The sequence below is a fragment of the Duganella aceris genome, from assembly GCF_011090165.1.
In the GTDB taxonomy this organism is placed as follows: domain Bacteria; phylum Pseudomonadota; class Gammaproteobacteria; order Burkholderiales; family Burkholderiaceae_D; genus Rugamonas; species Rugamonas aceris.
Genome location: NZ_JAADJT010000002.1, coordinates 268,027 through 285,454, shown reverse-complemented (window position 1 = coordinate 285,454; position 17,428 = coordinate 268,027). Strand labels below are relative to the sequence as shown.

Genomic DNA, 17,428 nt, shown 5'->3' with positions numbered 1-17,428 from the left:
TCATGAAATTTTCACGCTTCTTCATCGACAAGCCGATCTTCGCGGCGGTGTTGTCCATCATCATCTTCGTCGCCGGGCTGATCGCCTTGTTCAAGCTGCCCATCGCCGAGTATCCCGACGTGGTGCCGCCGGCCGTGGTGGTGCGGGCCCAGTATCCGGGCGCCGACTCCAAGGTCATCGCAGAAACCGTCGCCACGCCGCTTGAGCAGCAGATCAACGGCGTCGACAACATGCTCTATATGTCGTCGCAATCGACCGCCGACGGCAACCTGATCCTGACGGTGACGTTCAAGATCGGCACCAAGGTCGAGCAGGCCGAAAGCGACGTGCAGAACCGCGTCCAGCGCGCCTTGCCGCACTTGCCGGAAGAGGTGCGCCAGATCGGCGTCACCGCCATCAAGTCGACCTCCGCACTGACCATGGTGGTGCATCTGACCTCGCCCGAGGACAAGTATGATGAACAATACCTGCGCAACTACGCGGTGTTGAACATCAAGGACCAGCTGGCCCGCATCAACGGCATGGGCGCGGTCGACCTGTTCGGCTCGGGCGACTACGCGATGCGCATCTGGCTCGATCCGCACAAGATCGCCGCCCGCAACCTGACCACCACCGACGTGACCGACGCCATCCGCGAGCAGAACGTGCAGGTGGCCGGCGGCGCGCTGGGTGCGTCGCCCAGCAAGAACAGCCAGTTCCAGCTGTCGGTCAAGACCCAGGGCCGCCTGCAGACGCCTGAAGAATTCGGCAACATCATCGTCCGCACCGGCGCCGATGGCGCGCTGACCCGTCTCAAGGATGTGGCGCGGGTCGAACTGGGTGCCGACGCCTACAACCTGCGGGCGCTGCTGGACAACAAGCCGGCGGTGGCGATCGTCATCCGCGAGGCGCCGAATGCCAACGCGCTGCAACTGGCGGACGACGTGCGCGACAAGATGGAGCAGCTGAAAGCCGATTTCCCGCCCGGCCTGCAATACACGATCGCCTACGACACGACCCGTTTCGTGCATCAATCGATCGAGGCGGTGGTGCACACGCTGTTCGAAGCCATCGCGCTGGTGGTGCTGGTGGTGATCGTGTTCCTGCAAACCTGGCGCGCTTCGCTGATTCCGCTGCTGGCGGTGCCGGTGTCCATCGTCGGCACCTTCGCCGTCATGCTGGGCCTGGGCTTCTCGATCAACACGCTGACGCTGTTCGGCCTGGTGCTGGCGATCGGCATCGTGGTGGACGACGCGATCGTGGTGGTGGAGAACGTCGAGCGCAATATCGCCAACGGCCTGAGCCCGCGTGAGGCGACCGTGCAGGCCATGACGGAAGTCAGCGGTCCGATCATCGCCATCGCCCTGGTGCTGTGCGCCGTGTTCGTGCCGATCGCCTTCGTGCCGGGCTTGTCCGGCCAGTTCTACAAGCAATTTGCGCTGACCATCGCCATCTCGACCGTGATCTCCGCGTTCAGTTCGCTGACGCTGGCGCCGGCCTTGTCGGCCGTGCTGCTGAAACCGCACGATGCGCCGAAAGACATCCTGACCAAACTGATCGACAAGTTGTTCGGCCGCTTCTTCGCCGTCTTCAACCGGTTCTTCGGCCGCTCGTCGGTACGTTATGAAAACGGCGTCAAGGGAACGCTGCGCCGCAAGACGCTGTCGATCGGCGTCTACCTGCTGCTGGCGGTCAGCGCCGCGCTGATGTTCAAGCTGGTCCCCGCCGGTTTCGTGCCGCTGCAGGACAAGGGCTACCTGATCGACATCGCCCAGTTGCCGGACGCGTCGACGCTCGACCGTACCGACGACGTGATTCACCGCATGGGCAAGATCGGCGCCGAAGCGCCGGGCGTGCGCGTCGCGGTGCAATTCCCTGGCCTGTCGGTCAACGACTTCACCGCATCGCCGAGCGCCGGCATCCAGTTCAACAACCTGAAAGGGTTCGAGGAACGCACCAGCAAGGACTTGTCGGCGCAAGCCATCGCCGCCGACCTGAACCAGCGCATGTCGTCGGTGGAGGACGCATTCATCCTGGTTGTGCCGCCGGCGCCGGTGAACGGCCTGGGTACGCTGGGCGGCTTCAAGCTGATGATCGAGGATCGCGGCAATCTCGGCTACGACGCTTTGTACAAGGCCACGCAAGAACTGCAGGCCCGCGCCCGTCAGGCGCCTGAACTGGCCGGCGTGTTCTCCGGCTTCCAGATCAATGTGCCGCAGGTGTTCGCCGACATCGACCGCGACAAGGCCAAGCAACTGGGCGTGCCGTTGCAGACCATCTACCAGACGCTGCAGGTGAACCTGGGCTCGGTGTATGTCAACGACTTCAACCAGTTCGGCCGTACCTATCAGGTGCGGGTGCAAGCCGATGCGCAGTTCCGTTCGCATGTCGAAGATCTGACCAACCTGAAAGTGCGCAGCACCAAGGGCGACATGATTCCCTTGTCGTCGCTGATGCAGGTGACCGACAGCTACGGTCCGGAGCGCGTGCAGCGCTACAACGCCTACGTCGCCGCCGACCTTAACGGCGGTCCGGCGCCCGGCTATTCCTCCGGCCAGGCCCAGGCCGCGATCGAGAAGATCGCCAGGGAAGTGCTGCCGAAAGGGATCGCCTACGAGTTCACCGATCTTGCCTATCAGGACATCCTGGCCGGTAACACGATGTTCTATGTGTTCCCGCTGTGCGTGTTGCTGGTGTTCCTGGTGCTGGCCGCGCAGTATGAAAGCTGGACCTTGCCGCTGGCGGTGATCCTGATCGTGCCGATGTCGATCCTGTGCGCGCTGATCGGCGTCAAGCTGACCGGCGGCGACAACAACGTGTTCACGCAAATCGCACTGTTCGTACTGGTGGGTCTGGCGTCGAAGAACGCGATCCTGATCGTCGAGTTCGCCCGCGAACTGGAAGACTACGGCCGCACCATCGTCCAGGCCGCGCTGGAATCGAGCCGGCTGCGCCTGCGGCCGATCCTGATGACGTCGATCGCTTTCATCATGGGTGTGCTGCCGCTGGTGTTCTCGCATGGCCCCGGTTCGGAAATGCGGCATGCGATGGGTGTCGCGGTGTTCGGCGGGATGCTGGGGGTGACCTTCTTCGGTCTGTTCCTGACCCCGTTGTTCTATGTGCTGATGCGCAGTCTGGCCCAGCGCCTGTCGCGCAAGCCGGGCGTCGTGCCCGTCGCCGCGCCCGCCCTGGAAGGAGGCGTATAAATGAAACCGCACACCATCCTCAAACGCACCTCGGCGTCGCTGCTGGTCGCGTTCGCGCTGGCCGCTTGCGCCGCCCCGGAATTCAAGCAGCCGCCGATCGCGGTGCCGCAGGCTTACAAGGAAAGCCCGGCCATGACGGCCGCCGACGGCACCCGCTGGCAGCCGGCGCAAGCGGCCGAAGCGCAAGCGCGCGGCGCGTGGTGGCTGGCCTTCGACGATGCGGCGCTGACCGCGCTGGTCGATGAGGCCAGCGCCAACAACGCCGGCCTGGCGCAGGCGGCGGCGCGGCTGAAGCAGGCACGCGCCATCGCCGGCATCGCCGAGGCGGACCGGATTCCGCAAGTCGGCGTCAATGTCGGCGCGCAGCGCAGGCAGTCGTCGCCGGCGTCGCAGGGCCTGCCGGCCGGCACGCCGATGGCGCCGGCCACCATCTATCAGGCGCACCTGAGCGCCAGCTACGAGGTCGACCTGTTCGGCCGGGTCGCGTCCAACATCGGCGCGGCCCGCTCGGACGCGGCGGCGAGCGAGGCGACCTACCGTTCGGTGCTGCTGTCCTTGCAGGCCGACGTGGCGCAGACCTATTTCCGCCTGCGCGCCACCGACGCCGAGCTGGCCACGCTGGCACAGGCGGTCGGCCTGCGCCAGCAAAGCCTGCAGGTGAACCAGCGCCGTTTCGACCTTGGCGACATCGGCGAGTTCGATCTGTCGCGCGCCAGGACCGAGCTGGCCACCGCCCGCGCCGAAGCGATCGGCCTGCAACGGCGGCGCGCGCTCGACGAGCATGCGCTCGCGGTGCTGCTGGGCAGGCCAGCGGCGAACTTCGATGCGGCCGCGCGGCCGCTCGACACCATCGCGTCGTTGCCGCTGATCCCGGCCGGCTTGCCGTCGTCGCTGTTGCAGCGGCGGCCGGACGTGGTTAATGCCCAGCGCGCGATGGAGGCGGCCAACGCCCGTATCGGCGTGGCGCGCTCGGCCATGTTCCCGGCGCTGACGCTGAACGCGTCGGCGGGCGGGGAGGGCGGCGGTGTCGCCGATGTGTTCAAGTGGAGCGGCCGTTCCTGGCTGCTGGGCGCGCTGATGTCGATGCCGCTTATCGACGGCGGCCGCAACAGGAGCAACATCGCCCGCAGCGAAGCGATGCTGGAGGAGTCGGTGGCGGGCTACCGGCAGCGGGTGCTGGTGGCGTTCGCCGAGGTCGAGGACAATCTGGCCGGCCTGCGTATCCTGGCCGGGCAGGCGCAGCAGACCGACGAGGCGGTGGCCTCGGCGCGTCGGTCGGCGCAGCTGGCGCAACTGCTGTACGACGCCGGCCGCACCGGCTATCTGGACCTGCTGGAGGCGCAACGCAACCTCACCACGGTCGAGCGCAGCGCGGTGCAATTGCGCGGCGCACGCGCGGTCACCACGGTGGCGCTGGTTCGCGCGCTGGGCGGTGGCTGGGATGCGGTGGCGCCGCAACCCTCGGCGCCAATTTTAGGTAAGATGGCGGAAGTCAAATAACCGCACCGTGCCATGTCAGTCAACAACGTTCAATTCGCCGTCGCGTCGCACATCCTCACCGTGCTTGCCTACCGTAATGGTGGGCAAGCCACGTCGGCGGAACTGGCCGACAGCGTGCAAGCCCATCCCACTTTTGTCAGGAAGACCATCACCCGGCTGGCGAAAGCGGGCTTGCTGATCGCCACGCGCGGCGTCACCGGCGCGTGTCGGCTGGCGCGCGCGCCGGAACAAATCAGTCTGCTGGATATTTATCGCGCCAGCGAGGCGTCGCCGGTGTTCGCCGTGCACAGCTACCCGCCTCAGGACAGCTGCGTGGTCAGCCTGAACATCAAGGATGGGATGAACGACGTGCTGCGGCGCGCCTCGGCCGGGCTGGAGGAAAAGCTGGCGTCCATGACCTTGCGCGATCTGCTGGACGGTGTGCATCAGGCAGAGGCCAAGGCCGCATCGTAGGCGCGGCCTCGGCTGCCCCCGTCAGGCCGTCGGCGTCCTGATGGGTGCGGTCGGCACCACGGTTTGCACCAGGCCGGTATCGACGTCGTACACCATGCCGGTGATCTGGAGGTCGTCCGCGAAGTCGGGGTTGGCCTTCAACGCCGCCACGTCGACCGCGACCGAGGCGTAGGGATCGGTGATGGCCAGCGCGTCCAGCGCTTCGCCCTGCGCCACGCCCATGTGCCGCGCCAGCAGCGCGGGCGCGTGATGGTAGCAGCCGGCGATGCCGCACTTGGTGTGGTGCAGCACCACGAAGTTCCAGCCGGCGCCGATCGCTTCGCCGCCGACCTTCGACACCGTGCGCAGAATGGACATCGTTTCCAGCAGCGCCGGATTCACCCGGCCCCCCACATTGCGGATGATGGCGGCTTCGCCCGGCGCCAGCTTCAGCACGTCCATCGGATCGACGCGCGGATCGACGCAGCCCAGGATCAGGGTGCGGCGCGAGGGCAGGATCTTCATGTCGGCAGAGAAGGTGGTCGCGGCGAATTCGGCGTTGCGCTGGATCAGGGATGCGATGAATTCCATGTCGTTCCCCCTGGCTCAGGCGTGGGCGGCGCCGGCTTGCGGCAGGCGGGTGGACATCTGCGCTTGCAGGCCTTTGGGATTGGCCACGAAGGCGTCGTGAATGGCGCGGGTCTGCGCGCCGGCCACCACCTCGTCGCTGACGCCGGACTGGACCGCGTCCAGCGCGTCGCCGACCACTTCCTGCGGCGTCATGCGCGGCTCGGGCAGGGCGGCGCCCATCGAGGTTTCCGTTTGCACCGCCAGCACGCCGAGCACCTGCGTGCCTTGCGCGGCCAGCTCGGCGCGCAGACTGCGCGTCAGCGCCAGCGCTGCGGCCTTGGAGGCCGAATAGGTGCCGGCCATCGGCAGCGTCACCAGCGACAGCATCGACAACATGTTGACGATGGCGCCGCCGTTTTTCGCCAGCACCGGCGCGAAGGCGCGCGACAGCGCGAGCGGGCCGAAGTAGTTGACCTCCATCTCCCGCCGCGCCGCATCAGTGCCGGACGCGGAGATGGCGCCATCGAAGGCCGCGAAACCGGCGTTGTTGATCAGCAGGGTGACGTCGGACGCGACCTTGGCGGCTGCGGCCACCTGGTCCGGGTCGGTGACGTCGAGCGGCAGCGGCACCAGGCGCGGACCGCCGGCCAGCAGCAGTTCCCGCAGCGCGGCGGTGTCGCGCGCGGCGACATAGATTTTCGCCGCGCCGCGCGCCAGCAGTTCGGTGACGAAGGCGTGGCCGATGCCGCGATTGGCGCCGGTGACGAGGACGATGGAATGTTCGATGTTCATGATGGATGTGCTTTCCGTGGGATGGGACTGAAAGGGAGTATTGCGAAACCGGATTCAGTATTGCCCACGCCATCCGGATGCGGTAGCCGCCGATTCGGGCTAACACTTATCCTGGCACAGCATCAGTGGGATCAGAGCGGCTGCAGCTGGTCGCGGGCGAACTCGGCCTCGATGAAGGCGACGAAGCTGCGCGCCGCCATGCGCGTGGCCCGGCCCATGGGGAAATAGGCGTGCACTGGCAGATCGACCATTTTCCAGTCCGGCAGCAGCCGCACCAATGCGCCGCTGCCCACGTCCGCGCGGCAGGCCCAGGACGTGGTGGAGACGATGCCCAGCCCGGCGCTGGCCGCCGCCAGCGCGCCGGCGGTGTCGTTGACCGAGATCTGCGGCCGCAGGTCGACCGATTCCTGCTTGCCGTCGCGTTCGAATTGCCACGAGGTCGCATGCGCGCCCGCCGGGCCGCCGACGATGCGGTGGCGCAGGATATCCTCCGGCACCAGCGGCGTGCCGTGGCGCGCCAGATAAGCCGGCGACGCGGCCACCACCCGTTGCATGGTGCCGATCAGGCGGGCGGTGCCGGACAGGTCTGGCAGCGGACCGACGCGGATGCCGACATCGACCGCCTCGCGGATCATGTCCTGGCGTTTGTCGTCGAGCATCACCTCGATCTGCAACTTGGGATGGCTTTCGGTGAACGCCGCCATGCGCGGCAGCACCACCCGGATCGCCAGCGTGGACGGCATGGCGATGCGCAGCGTGCCGCGCAGCTCGCCGGTTTCGCGGATGCTGTTCTCGGCGTCCTCCAGCGAGGCCAGGATGGATTCGATGCGGGAGAGGAATTCCATGCCGGCCTCGGTCGGCACCACGGCGCGGGTGGTGCGCGCCAGCAGACGTGCGCCGAGCGCGGCTTCAAGCTCGGCGATCATGCGCGAAACCTGCGACTGCGCCAGCCCGCACTCGCGGGCGGCGGCGGAAAAGCTGCCCAGCCGCGCCACGCGGGAGTACAGCTTGTAGGTTTGAACGTCCGTCAATGTGCCCCCGTGGCGTCGATTAATGCTGTTGGAAGATCAATCCTAGCATGATATGCGCGACGCCGGCGGGGGCTGCGGGCTTAGCCGGCCGTGGCGTTGAGCACGCCGATGTTGGCCTGGGCGAACTCGCCGACCGTCATCGAGCGCCTGCCGGTCAGCGTTTCGATGTTGTTGTCGGCGCCGGACATGCGGCCGACGTGGTAGTCCGCCATCGCGCCGCGCAGGTGCTGGACGATGTAGGCCGGCACGCCCATCGCTTCGATCGACGCGCAATACTCGTCGATCGGCAGGTCCTGGTGCACGATCTTGCGGCCCAGCGCCACGCTCAGTTCGGCGGCCATTTGTTCATGGTCCATCTCGGTCGGACCGGACAGGTTGATGGTCTTGCCGATGTGGGCCTCGGGCGCCTTGAGGATGGCGGCGATGGCGCGGCCCTGGTCGGCGGCGGCGATCGGCGAGTGGCGGCCCTTGCCGGTCGGCATGCGCAGTATCCCTTGCTGCAGGAACGGCAGCTGCCATGGATACATCAGCCATTCCAGGAAGTAGGTCGGGCGCAGATGGATCACCGGTACGCCGGACCAGTTGAAGATTTCCTCGCCGAGGAAGGTGTCGCGGCAGGAATCGCTTTCCGACTCGCGGTTGGCGGAGCGCTGCGACAGGTTCAGCACCGCCTGGACGCCGTTTTCCTTGGCCGCCTGGGCGAAGTAGGCGGTGGCCTGGATCTGGCCGGGGGCGACCGGATAGACGAAGTAGGCGGCGTCGACGCCTTTCATGGCGGCGCTGATCGAGTTCAGGTCGAGGATGTCGCCCACCACCACTTCGGCGCCTAGCGCGGCCAGCGCGTCGGAGCGGGCATCGATCTTGCGCACCAGGGCGCGCACTTGCAGGCCCAGGGCCAGGGATTCCTTGACGGCCGAACGGCCGGTGTCGCCGGTTGCGCCGGAGATCAGTACTTTGGTGATCATGATAGTTCCTTTTTTCAGAGATGGAGAGAGTGCTGTTTATGCTGCGATGTAGCGTTCGGCGACGGTGCCGTTCATCATGCCTTTGACCAGATTGACGCGGCTGTCCTGGAAAGCGTCCCAGACGGCGCTATCGGACAGCGAGGGCAATACCCACTGTTCGCCCTTGTCGAGGCCGATCAACGCCGCCGCCACAAGGTCGTCCGCCTTCATCACCGCCTTGGCCGGCAGGTTTTCGTGCGAAAAGCCGGCTTGCAGCCAGAACGGTGTGGCGGTGGCGGGCGGCGCGACCACCTGCACCAGCACGCCTTTTTCCTGCAGTTCCGCCTGCAACGATTGCGACAGCGCCACGACGTAGGCCTTGGAAGCGTTGTAGACGTTGAATTCGGCCCAAGGGCGGAACGCCAGCACGGAAGCGAAATTGACGATGGTGCCCTTGCCGGCGGCGGCGAAACGCGGCGCCACGGCATGGCACAGCTGGGTGAAGGCGCTGATGTTGACCGCGATGGTCTGAGCGATTTTGCCGCCGCTGATCTGGGTGAACGGGCTGAACTGCGCCACGCCCGCCAGGTTGGCCAGCAGCGTGATGGAGCTATCGGCGCCGAGGCGTTGCACCAGCTGGGCGAGTTGGGCGGCGTCCGCCAGGTCCAGCGCGGCGATTTCGACCGAGCGGCCGGTGGCGGCGACGATCTCGTCGGCCAGGGTTTGCAGCGTGGCCTGGGTGCGGCCGACCAGCAGCAGGTCATAGCCGCGCCGGGCCAGGCCCAGCGAATAAGCCTTGCCGACGCCGCCGGCCGCGCCGGTCACCACTGCGATATTGCGATTGTTTGCTTGGTTCATGTCTGACTCCTGAAGTAGGGAAAGGTGGAGAAGCTGAGATCCAGTATCGGGGATAGGCGGGCGGTGCGGTAGCCGTCCAAATCGGCTTACACTTATCTCGAACGAGCATCAATGGAGGGAGGGCGGCTTGACCAAACGGAGGCGGGGCTTTACTATAGCGGTCGTCCCATCCCGCGCGGCAACGTTGCGGGAAAAGACAATAGTTGAGAGATCGACTAGGAGACGTGGCCGAGTGGCCGAAGGCACATCCCTGCTAAGGATGCATACGGCTTATACCTGTATCGTGGGTTCGAATCCCACCGTCTCCGCCAGAACATTGTCCAGTTAGCTAGATGGACGTCAAGCAAGCCGCGTCCCGGAACGCAATGTCACGCCTATTTGCCGGGACTGGCCACCAGAGCCAGCATGGCTTGCAGATTTTTCTCTCGCAGCTGTGAATTAGGATGCTGGTCGCCCAGGTTGCCCATTTTTCCCACATTTTGTACCCAGGTATCGATCTGGTTGGGAGTCATGCTCGCCGAAGTCGCCGGCCCGAGGCTATCCTGGAACGCGCGTATGACTTGGGTCAGACGCCGAGGTTCCTGGAATACATCGTGCAGGATGCGTACCGCGCAGGCATCGGCCTGCAACTCTTGATTCTCCGAAAAGGTGACGAAGCGTTGCATGATGTCATTGGTGTACACCAGTAGCCCATCGGGCTGCTGCTGCGCGGTCGCGATTATTTTGCGCAAGCCATCGACGCTGTCGATGCTATCCGTCAAGCGGGCCTGGACGGCTCGCGTTTCATGACGCTGCAAGATATGGGAAAGTTCATGTGCCAATGCGAAATACGCTTTGTCGGGTATCGGCACCGGCTTCACCAGGTCCAGGTCGATGTGGATGATGCCGCCTGGGAGAGCTTGGGCGTTGCCGTTTGAAGCGCGCATTACATAGATTTCGAAACGGTACGGGGTCGGTTCCTTGATCTGCTTGGTCAGTTCCGCCAGCAATGCCTTGGACTGTAATATCGGCTTATTTTTTTCGCGTTTTGCATCCAGAATTTTTCCGGTGAGTTCCATATGCTCGTGTTCGCCGAGCAGCCGTTCCGCGTCCATCGGCAACCAGTTCATGGTCTTGCCGGCCTTGCGTATGGTACCCAACTGATCCGTCGCGTCGCCACTGAAATTGCTGTGTAATTTCAGCTGCATTATCTCCCAGCCCATCCCGGTGAGCGATTGCAAGTTATCCGTAATGCCAAACGGCGCGACCAAGGTCTTGCACATGGGATCGAACACCACAGCAGCGTGCTGCGCACCGGTAGGTATGTCTTTCGATTGCAGAACCTTGCTCACGTTGCCATCGCCGAGCCCACCAGCACAACCCAGCATTAGCGCTGCGGTCCCCGCAGCCAATGCGAGACGAATGCGTTGCCGCGATCTCATATTTGCCTCCATTTGAAATGTCTGTTCCTAGAGATTGAGCATGCGGCGCAACTGCAAGAAAATTCGGTCGCGATCCGAATAAAGATCGGAATCGTCATAGATGGCCGCTTCGTAAAATAGCTTTGACACGCTGTCGAGTGACTGTGCATCCAGGCCCGCCAGTTTTTGCATGACGATGTCGCGCTCACCCGCCGCGACCAGGTGAAATTGACCGCGATAGGTCTGCCTGTCTGTGGTCAATGTCCATACAAAAACAGCGTGCTCGTCGTAAGTCCCTACCGGCACCTCCAGCGTCGCGGGCGGTGCGGCGGAGTTGATCAGCTCCTTGTTGTCCACCAGCAGTTTGAACGCGCGGATCTGCTCCCCGCTGACAGCGGCAAAGTCGAAGTGCACGACGCCGCCGCTACCGAGCACGTCGCCGCCAGGCAATCCGGCCGGAGTTTCGGTATTGAGTTTCAATCCGCCCTTCTTGTCGGTCGAGACCATCAGGTTCCATGCATCAAACAGGGTCTGAGCAGTGAAGCCGGACACCAGTCGGCATGGATCGGTTTTCATCAACGCACGGGCAGCCTGCGCCAGTGCCGCCGACGTTTCGCTTCGAGGCAATTTGCGCGGTGCGCAGTCGCTCTCGGCGGACGCGGCGCCCGCCACCATCGAGAAGATCAGAAACCACTTTTGAGGGGACATGCTAGGCTCCGTGCGATTGTTCGAAGTGTGCTGCGGTGGCAATCCATAACGCATACGCCGTCAGTAGCCAGAAGGTGTACTGCCGTATGATGTAAATGGCCACGCCCAATTTTTCACCGGCGCTTCTCGGATGGGTGCGGATGCCAATCCAGCTCAGCGGCGTGCGCCCGCCTTCCGTTTCCATCGTTTTCTTGAAACGTTTCGGCATGGACAGGCCCTGAACCAAGCCGACAAGCAACATGCTGTAAGTACACACCAGCAGCCAAAAAAATAACCACGTTATGCGATAGGTGAACGTCAAATGCAGCGCTCTTTGTATCAGCGGCACCAGGCCAACACTCAAGACCAGGCAGACCCAGGGTGTGGCCCAGGCACGCGCTGACGGTTCCGAATGTTCGCGGCTGTAGCTTACCGATAAAAATCGGTCCGCCATCACGGCTAGCAACGCCGGAAGCGCAATGATTCTTATGTCCTTCCACAACGCTTCGTACCAGGCAAAATTCGGGTAGTCAGCTGGCGAGGGCAGGGCTATCACAGCCAACAGCAGTCCAACATGGACCAGCGTCAGGGAAAAGAATTTGCCCGGCACCGTCGGAGCCGGAAAATGGGCGCCATTGATATGCTCCATGGCGGCAAGAGGTCCGGAGCTGAAGCCGTCGAACAGCATGCTGATGGCGATGAGTAGGGGCGCAATGAGGATGCCGGCGCTGAACAAGTCGGATGCCAGCAAAAAAAAGCCGAGCACCATCAAGGTATAGAACAGCACAAACAGGCACACCATCATGGACGAATATTCGCGGCGCAGGCCTACCATTCTTAGCCGACAGTAAGCGTACTTGCGCCAAAATATGGTGATGCCGATGGCGAACACGAAAGCGATCAATACATCAAAATAGAATCTGAGCAGGTGGTGTGGTTGCGCGACCTCGTCTTTCAGCGTCACCAATTTTGCCGCATGCACTGCCACGCCTGGCAATTCTCTTATCGCAGTACGGTAGCTATCGAGGCCATTGCCATAATCGCCGCCGAAAAAAACGTCGTGTCCCGTTAATTTTTGTAGTTGCGCAAACTCGGGCGCATACATTGACAGGTGGATTACCTGTTTCTGAAACTGACTGAAGTTAACCGCGTGCAGCGCCGCTTCCTGTTCCGGCTTTGGTGGTGGATGAGGTGGGGATGGCAGCAACCATCTCAAACCGCCCGCCGTCGTCTGGATATCGCGGCAGATGTTTGCGTTGCGCAAGCGCTGGTCGTGGCTGGGCCGGAAAACGAGCTCTTCCAGACTATTGGGCTCGCGATAGGTGCTCACCACCATGCCGATGGACTGATGGATGGATCCATCACCGAATACGGCGTGTCGTTCACAGCGTGCCCGCATCCAGTTGAGCGTCAGCTCGAATCGTTTGACGTCGGACGGTCCACCATCGGCGGTAGCCGGGATCACCGGAAATGGCAGCAGCAGCACGAGTATTGGTGCAAACTCGTCCAGGATCTCGTTGAGCTTGGTCTGGCATTTAATCAAATGCTCGTCGCTTGCCGTGAGGACTGAGCCGGTCAACGCGGGTGACAAGTCGAAATCAACCGTCAAGGTCCTGGGTTTTAGCAGAGCCAACTGCCGGATATCGTCGGCGAGTTCGCAGCGGTTCAGCGGTGTGCGTTCCAAATACCGTTCGCGCCAGCCCAGCTCATTCAAATAAATCAAAATGGCATTGTTGCCGGGAATCTCTTGCACCGCTGAAAATTCTTGTAAAGACGGTTCAGATGCGGGGACATGCAGACTGAGATTGGCGACAACCACCAAGGAGAGCTGGGTCAGAAAATGCAGCGCGCCGAAATGCTCGGCAATGACGGCGATGGCGGCCGGCACCAGCATGACCGGCAGATCCTCTTTCATCAAGTGTGCCAACCATCGCGGCACACGCGCCGCACGATCAAGGAAGTGGCGTATCCGGCTGTAGCTTGCGGCTTTCCATCCTCGCATGACCGATTTCCTCCATCGAACGCCACCGGACCATCCATGGCCGCGAACTTTGCACCGAATCGGCATTTCGCCGATTACGGAAGGTTCTTTGTCGCTAGGATTTGGTTACTGAACATTATTTTGACTGCAAAATTACCAACGTATCGCTGCGCAGCCCGGAACTGTTTGATGATAATCATTCAATGCGCTTTTATTGGGTGGGTTGACTATCGCCGCCAACACCGGACTTCGGCGATTGTTCAGTCATCCTTGTAGAGACCGGCAAAGCGGATGCCGAAGAACATCAGATACGCGTAGCACGCCGCCGGCACCCAGAACGAGTGCTGCACGCCGACCGCGTCTGCCAGGAAGCCTTGGCCGAAGGGGATGACGGCGCCGCCGACGATGGCCATGCACAGCAGCCCGGAGCCGCGTCCGGTCAGCGGGCCGAGCTTGTGCAGGGCCATGCTGAAAATCACCGGGAACATGATGGAGTTGCACAGGCCGACCGCGATGATGGCCCAGAACGCCAGTGCGCCGCCGGCGTGGATGGCGGTGACGATCAGTGCGATCGAGCAGCCGGCGTTGTGGTTGGCGGCCACCTGCAACAGGTTCATGCCACAGGCCAGCACAAAGAAGGCGAACAGGAATAGGGCGTAACCGCTGGTGTCGGCCAGGTACAACAGCGCGCAGCCGCTGGCGGCGATCAGCAGTCCCGCGACGGCGCCGTGTTGATAGCCGTTTTCGCTTGACCAGCATGCCGGCCGGCACCGAGGCGCCGAAGCAGGCCCGAAGAAGATATGTCGACGAGCACGCGGCTCATCAGGCGTGCTCTGCGCTGCTTGGCTGATCATCCCATCAATCGGCTTAACACCCGGACCAGGTCGATTTGTCGAGTGAATCCGGTCTTGGACAGCAGACCACGCACTTGGCTGCGCACCGTGTTGAGCGAGATGTTACGCATTTCCGAGATCTGCTCCAGCGACCAGCCTTCTACCAGCATCGCCGCGAGGCGTCGTTCCGCGCCGCTGAGGCCGAACAGTTCGGCGGCACGAGCGATGACCTCCTTGGTATCGTCGCGCGGCAGATCCACCATCAACATGAAGTGCCGGTCGTCCTGCCAACCGATATAGCTCTCTTCTTCAACCGGCAGCGGCAATAGCACGCCACGTAACAGCAAACCAGGTTCCGCTGTCTGCACCAGCAGGTGCACAGGTCGCCTGCTTGCGCGGCAGGCTGCCAACGCGTCTTCGAATGCCGGCGCGGAACGCTTACCCAGTGTGCGAAGACAATTGTTGGAGCATCGTAATAGGCCGTTCCCGGCCTTGAGAGCCACGTCGGCGAGCGTATTGGTATCGATAATGCGGCCATTGGCATCCAACAGCACGGAGACGGTGCGGCTGTGGCCGCCGTCCAGCAGCGCCTGCGTGTGCAGCGCCTTCAGCTTGTATTGGATCTTGAGTGCCTGTTGGAAGTGCACCAGTAGTCCCATCAGCTGGCGTTTGTGGTCAAGCTCGAAATCGCCACAACCCGGCGGTCGGTACCAGCATAAATTGGTAAAGGGGATATCATCGCCTTCGGTGCCGTCGAAGAGCACCGAGCCCAGCATGCCATCCATGCGGTAATGCCGGGCAAATTCGTTGTAATAGCGGCTGCGGTGCAATTGATCGTTGGGGACTAGTTCGCTACCGATAAGAACCACGCCTCGTTTCATCTTGCCACGCCGTCGCGCTTCGGCAGCCCAGATATCTTCATGGCACCAGTAGTCCTTGAATTTATCTACCATCTCGGCCGAGGTATTCTGCCCCAGTAAAATCGCCTCCGGCTCAGTCTCAGAGTGCGATGTAAACATGAAGGAAGAGTCCGCGCCAAAATGCGCTCCGAGCTGCCCCATCAGGCCGGTCCAGTGGCCCGGCTTCATCGCGGCGGCGTAAATGGCGGTGATATTTTCGGGGAGCATAGTAACGAAAAGTAGATTTGCCGTAACAAGCTTAGAATGCGGTGAGCAATTTCGCAATCGTTTTTACGACTACGCCTGTGCCGAGCATGATCATCAACCCCCCCCGGATAAGCCCGAGAGAATTCTCCAGGTTTTTCATGGTTGCTTGCAAAGCATCGTAGCAATGTGCACTTCTAGTGGCATCATCAAAATGGATGAAAATAATGACTTGAATGGAATAAAAGCCGGACAGTTACGTTTACCCAGGTAGCAAGCCCGTTTTTCCCCTACACCCGCACAGGACCGCTACCATGAAAACCACACATCTCCTCCTCTTGCTGGCCAGCAGCGTCGGCGTTACCACCAGCGCCGTTGCCGGACCGGCGCTCGATATGGCGCAAGCCCACTTCGCCGCCGTCGGCGCCGGCGAGCGCGCCGCAATCTTGCGTGACTATGCCGACAATGCCCGCCTGAACTGGATCGGCGGCCCGCTGGACGGCAGCTACGACGGTCCCGCCGCCATCGGCGCGGTGTGGGATAAGTTCGGCGCCGCCGCCGGTCCGGCCCGCGTGACGGTGATGGGCATCGCGGAGTCGGCCAATCCGAAAGGCGCGACCGTGACCGCCTCAGTGCAGTTCGACGGCAAGGCCGCGCTCAAGGTCCGCTATGTGCTGACTTACCGCGAGGGCAAGCTGGTCAACGAAACCTGGCAGGTCGACCCTAAACTGGCCGCCAGCGCCAATTGATCCCGGGATAGATGAGCGTCCTGCCTTTCAACACCGGCGATGAGTTGCTGGCCTGTGTCCCGCGATTGCGGCGCTACGCGCGCGCGCTGGTGGGTGAGCGCGCCGCCGCCGACGACCTGGTGCAGGACACGGTCGAACGCGGCTGGGCGCGGCTGGCCTCGTTGCGACCCGGTACCGACATGCGCGCCTGGCTGTTCTCGATCATGCACAATGTGCGCATCGATCAGGTACGGCGCGGTGCGCTGTCGACCGAGCCGCTGGATGATGCGACGCCGATGCCGGCGATGGCCGAACGCACCACGATCGGCCTGGAGTTGCGCGACATGGACGCCGCGCTGCGCCTGCTCAGCGAGGAACAGCGCGCAATCCTGCTCATGATCGCGCTCGAAGAAATGCGCTACGAAGAGGTGGCGCAGGCGCTGGGCATACCCATCGGGACCGTCATGTCGCGCCTGGCGCGCGCGCGTGAAAAGCTGCGCATTCTGATGGAGGGCGGCGCCTCCGTCACCCCGTTGAAAGTCGTCAAATGAATATTCCCGTTAACGAAGCCGACCTGCACGCGTATGTCGATGGCCGGCTGCCGGCGGCCCGTGTGGTCGAGGTCGAAGCCTATCTTGCCGCGCGCCTCGATGAGGCGGCGCGGGTGCAAGCCTACGCCTCGCAGAACGATGCGCTGCGCCGTCTGTTCGATCCCGTGCTCGATGAGCCGCTGCCCGCCAGCATGGCCATGGCGGCGCCGTTGCCGCATCGCGGCCGGCGCTGGCAGTGGCAGGCGCTGGCGGCCGGGCTGGCGATCGCCATCGTCAGCGGCGGCGCCGGTTGGGGCCTGCGCGGGGTGCTGCCCGCCGAAACGTCCGTCGCGCGCGGCGAGGCGCCGGCCTATCAACAGGCTGCATGGTCCGGTCTGGCGCATCAGGCGGCGGTCGCTCATGCGGTCTACAGCCCGGATGTGCGCCGGCCGGTGGAGATACGCGCCGACCAGGAGGATCAATTGGTGACCTGGCTGTCGAAACGCATGGGCAGCAAGATCCGTCCGCCGCACCTGGGCAAGCTGGGTTATGAGTTGATCGGCGGCCGTCTGCTGCCCGGCGCGAGCGGACCGGTTGCGCAATTCATGTACCAGGACGGCGCGGGCCAGCGCTTGACGCTGTATGTGTCGACCGAACACGCGCGCAACAAGGATACGGGCTTCCGCTTCAGCAAGGAAGGCGCGGTCAATGTGTTCTATTGGATCGATGGCAAGTTCGGATATGCCTTGTCGGCGGGCGTCGACAAGGGCGAGTTGGCGCGGGTCGCCAGCGCGGTCTATGAACAGCTGGAGGGTTAAGCCTTTACCGCACGGGTAAAACAATCAAGGTTTTGA

Annotated in this window: 15 protein-coding genes, 1 tRNA gene and 1 pseudogene; 7 read left to right on the top strand and 10 right to left on the bottom strand. The window is 63.1% G+C overall.

Annotated elements, in window-relative coordinates; genetic code table 11:
* Positions 1–2: 2 nt before the first annotated feature.
* The 3 genes from GW587_RS05740 to GW587_RS05730 are packed head-to-tail and all read left to right on the top strand — an operon-like array spanning position 3 to position 5,138.
* Complete coding sequence (locus GW587_RS05740) at positions 3–3,185, top strand: efflux RND transporter permease subunit (protein ID WP_166099770.1); 3,183 nt, start codon at positions 3–5, stop codon at positions 3,183–3,185.
* Positions 3,186–4,685 carry an efflux transporter outer membrane subunit gene (locus tag GW587_RS05735; RefSeq protein WP_166099767.1) on the top strand — a complete coding sequence of 500 codons (1,500 nt, stop codon included), beginning with the start codon at positions 3,186–3,188 and terminating at the stop codon, positions 4,683–4,685.
* A gap of 12 nt (positions 4,686–4,697) precedes the next feature.
* Complete coding sequence (locus GW587_RS05730; protein ID WP_166099765.1) at positions 4,698–5,138, top strand: Rrf2 family transcriptional regulator; 441 nt, start codon at positions 4,698–4,700, stop codon at positions 5,136–5,138.
* Positions 5,139–5,159: 21 nt separating this feature from the next.
* On the opposite strand, the gene GW587_RS05725 is transcribed toward GW587_RS05730, so the two are convergent.
* The 5 genes from GW587_RS05725 to GW587_RS05705 all read right to left on the bottom strand — a co-directional run bounded on the left by GW587_RS05725 (position 5,160) and on the right by GW587_RS05705 (position 9,312).
* Positions 5,160–5,708 carry a carbonic anhydrase gene (locus tag GW587_RS05725; protein ID WP_166099763.1) on the bottom strand — a complete coding sequence of 183 codons (549 nt, stop codon included), beginning with the start codon at positions 5,706–5,708 and terminating at the stop codon, positions 5,160–5,162.
* Between the two features lie 15 nt (positions 5,709–5,723).
* Positions 5,724–6,479, bottom strand: a complete 756-nt coding sequence (locus GW587_RS05720) for an SDR family NAD(P)-dependent oxidoreductase (RefSeq protein WP_166099761.1) — start codon at positions 6,477–6,479, stop codon at positions 5,724–5,726.
* A gap of 131 nt (positions 6,480–6,610) precedes the next feature.
* Entirely contained in the window at positions 6,611–7,510 is a 900-nt protein-coding gene (locus tag GW587_RS05715) for a LysR family transcriptional regulator (RefSeq protein WP_166099759.1), read from the bottom strand.
* A gap of 80 nt (positions 7,511–7,590) precedes the next feature.
* Positions 7,591–8,475, bottom strand: coding sequence for an NmrA family NAD(P)-binding protein (locus GW587_RS05710; protein ID WP_166099756.1), 885 nt, complete (start codon positions 8,473–8,475; stop codon positions 7,591–7,593).
* A 36-nt stretch (positions 8,476–8,511) separates the two neighbouring features.
* Positions 8,512–9,312: an SDR family NAD(P)-dependent oxidoreductase gene (locus GW587_RS05705; RefSeq protein WP_166099753.1), complete on the bottom strand. Its 801-nt coding sequence runs from the start codon at positions 9,310–9,312 to the stop codon at positions 8,512–8,514.
* A 218-nt stretch (positions 9,313–9,530) separates the two neighbouring features.
* On the opposite strand from GW587_RS05705, the gene GW587_RS05700 reads away from it, so the two are divergent.
* A tRNA-Ser gene (locus GW587_RS05700) sits at positions 9,531–9,623 on the top strand.
* A 63-nt stretch (positions 9,624–9,686) separates the two neighbouring features.
* Here the strand turns inward: GW587_RS05700 and GW587_RS05695 are convergent.
* The 5 genes and pseudogenes from GW587_RS05695 to GW587_RS05675 form a co-directional block, all read right to left on the bottom strand.
* A complete protein-coding gene (locus GW587_RS05695) occupies positions 9,687–10,733 on the bottom strand; it encodes a M48 family metalloprotease (RefSeq protein ID WP_166099750.1) in 1,047 nt (348 codons plus the stop codon).
* Between the two features lie 27 nt (positions 10,734–10,760).
* Positions 10,761–11,420: a hypothetical protein gene (locus tag GW587_RS05690; RefSeq protein WP_166099747.1), complete on the bottom strand. Its 660-nt coding sequence runs from the start codon at positions 11,418–11,420 to the stop codon at positions 10,761–10,763.
* A gap of 1 nt (position 11,421) precedes the next feature.
* Positions 11,422–13,314 carry a hypothetical protein gene (locus tag GW587_RS05685; RefSeq protein WP_166099745.1) on the bottom strand — a complete coding sequence of 631 codons (1,893 nt, stop codon included), beginning with the start codon at positions 13,312–13,314 and terminating at the stop codon, positions 11,422–11,424.
* Positions 13,315–13,640: 326 nt separating this feature from the next.
* Positions 13,641–13,967, bottom strand: a pseudogene (locus GW587_RS31900) (glucose/galactose MFS transporter); the annotation flags it as partial.
* A 263-nt stretch (positions 13,968–14,230) separates the two neighbouring features.
* Positions 14,231–15,340: a helix-turn-helix transcriptional regulator gene (locus tag GW587_RS05675; protein ID WP_166099740.1), complete on the bottom strand. Its 1,110-nt coding sequence runs from the start codon at positions 15,338–15,340 to the stop codon at positions 14,231–14,233.
* 290 nt (positions 15,341–15,630) lie between these two features.
* Here GW587_RS05675 and GW587_RS05670 point away from each other — a divergent pair, with 290 nt between their 5' ends.
* The 3 genes from GW587_RS05670 to GW587_RS05660 are packed head-to-tail and all read left to right on the top strand — an operon-like array spanning position 15,631 to position 17,392.
* Complete coding sequence (locus GW587_RS05670; RefSeq protein ID WP_166099737.1) at positions 15,631–16,065, top strand: nuclear transport factor 2 family protein; 435 nt, start codon at positions 15,631–15,633, stop codon at positions 16,063–16,065.
* 11 nt (positions 16,066–16,076) lie between these two features.
* Positions 16,077–16,595 (top strand): RNA polymerase sigma factor, encoded by a 519-nt coding sequence (locus tag GW587_RS05665; protein WP_166099735.1) that lies wholly within the window; start codon positions 16,077–16,079, stop codon positions 16,593–16,595.
* A complete protein-coding gene (locus GW587_RS05660) occupies positions 16,592–17,392 on the top strand; it encodes an anti-sigma factor family protein (RefSeq protein WP_166099733.1) in 801 nt (266 codons plus the stop codon). Before GW587_RS05665 ends, GW587_RS05660 begins: the two co-directional genes overlap by 4 nt.
* The last annotated feature ends 36 nt before the right edge of the window (positions 17,393–17,428 follow it).

Bases quoted from the DNA above. Each gene is read 5' to 3' on its own strand.
- GW587_RS05740 (WP_166099770.1), top strand. From the start codon at position 3: ATGAAATTTTCACGCTTCTTCATCGACAAGCCGATCTTCGCGGCGGTG.
- GW587_RS05735 (WP_166099767.1), top strand. From the start codon at position 3,186: ATGAAACCGCACACCATCCTCAAACGCACCTCGGCGTCGCTGCTGGTC.
- GW587_RS05730 (WP_166099765.1), top strand. From the start codon at position 4,698: ATGTCAGTCAACAACGTTCAATTCGCCGTCGCGTCGCACATCCTCACC.
- GW587_RS05725 (WP_166099763.1), bottom strand. From the start codon at position 5,708: ATGGAATTCATCGCATCCCTGATCCAGCGCAACGCCGAATTCGCCGCG.
- GW587_RS05720 (WP_166099761.1), bottom strand. From the start codon at position 6,479: ATGAACATCGAACATTCCATCGTCCTCGTCACCGGCGCCAATCGCGGC.
- GW587_RS05710 (WP_166099756.1), bottom strand. From the start codon at position 8,475: ATGATCACCAAAGTACTGATCTCCGGCGCAACCGGCGACACCGGCCGT.
- GW587_RS05705 (WP_166099753.1), bottom strand. From the start codon at position 9,312: ATGAACCAAGCAAACAATCGCAATATCGCAGTGGTGACCGGCGCGGCC.
- GW587_RS05695 (WP_166099750.1), bottom strand. From the start codon at position 10,733: ATGAGATCGCGGCAACGCATTCGTCTCGCATTGGCTGCGGGGACCGCA.
- GW587_RS05690 (WP_166099747.1), bottom strand. From the start codon at position 11,420: ATGTCCCCTCAAAAGTGGTTTCTGATCTTCTCGATGGTGGCGGGCGCC.
- GW587_RS05685 (WP_166099745.1), bottom strand. From the start codon at position 13,314: ATGAAAGAGGATCTGCCGGTCATGCTGGTGCCGGCCGCCATCGCCGTC.
- GW587_RS05675 (WP_166099740.1), bottom strand. From the start codon at position 15,340: ATGCTCCCCGAAAATATCACCGCCATTTACGCCGCCGCGATGAAGCCG.
- GW587_RS05670 (WP_166099737.1), top strand. From the start codon at position 15,631: ATGAAAACCACACATCTCCTCCTCTTGCTGGCCAGCAGCGTCGGCGTT.
- GW587_RS05665 (WP_166099735.1), top strand. From the start codon at position 16,077: ATGAGCGTCCTGCCTTTCAACACCGGCGATGAGTTGCTGGCCTGTGTC.
- GW587_RS05660 (WP_166099733.1), top strand. From the start codon at position 16,592: ATGAATATTCCCGTTAACGAAGCCGACCTGCACGCGTATGTCGATGGC.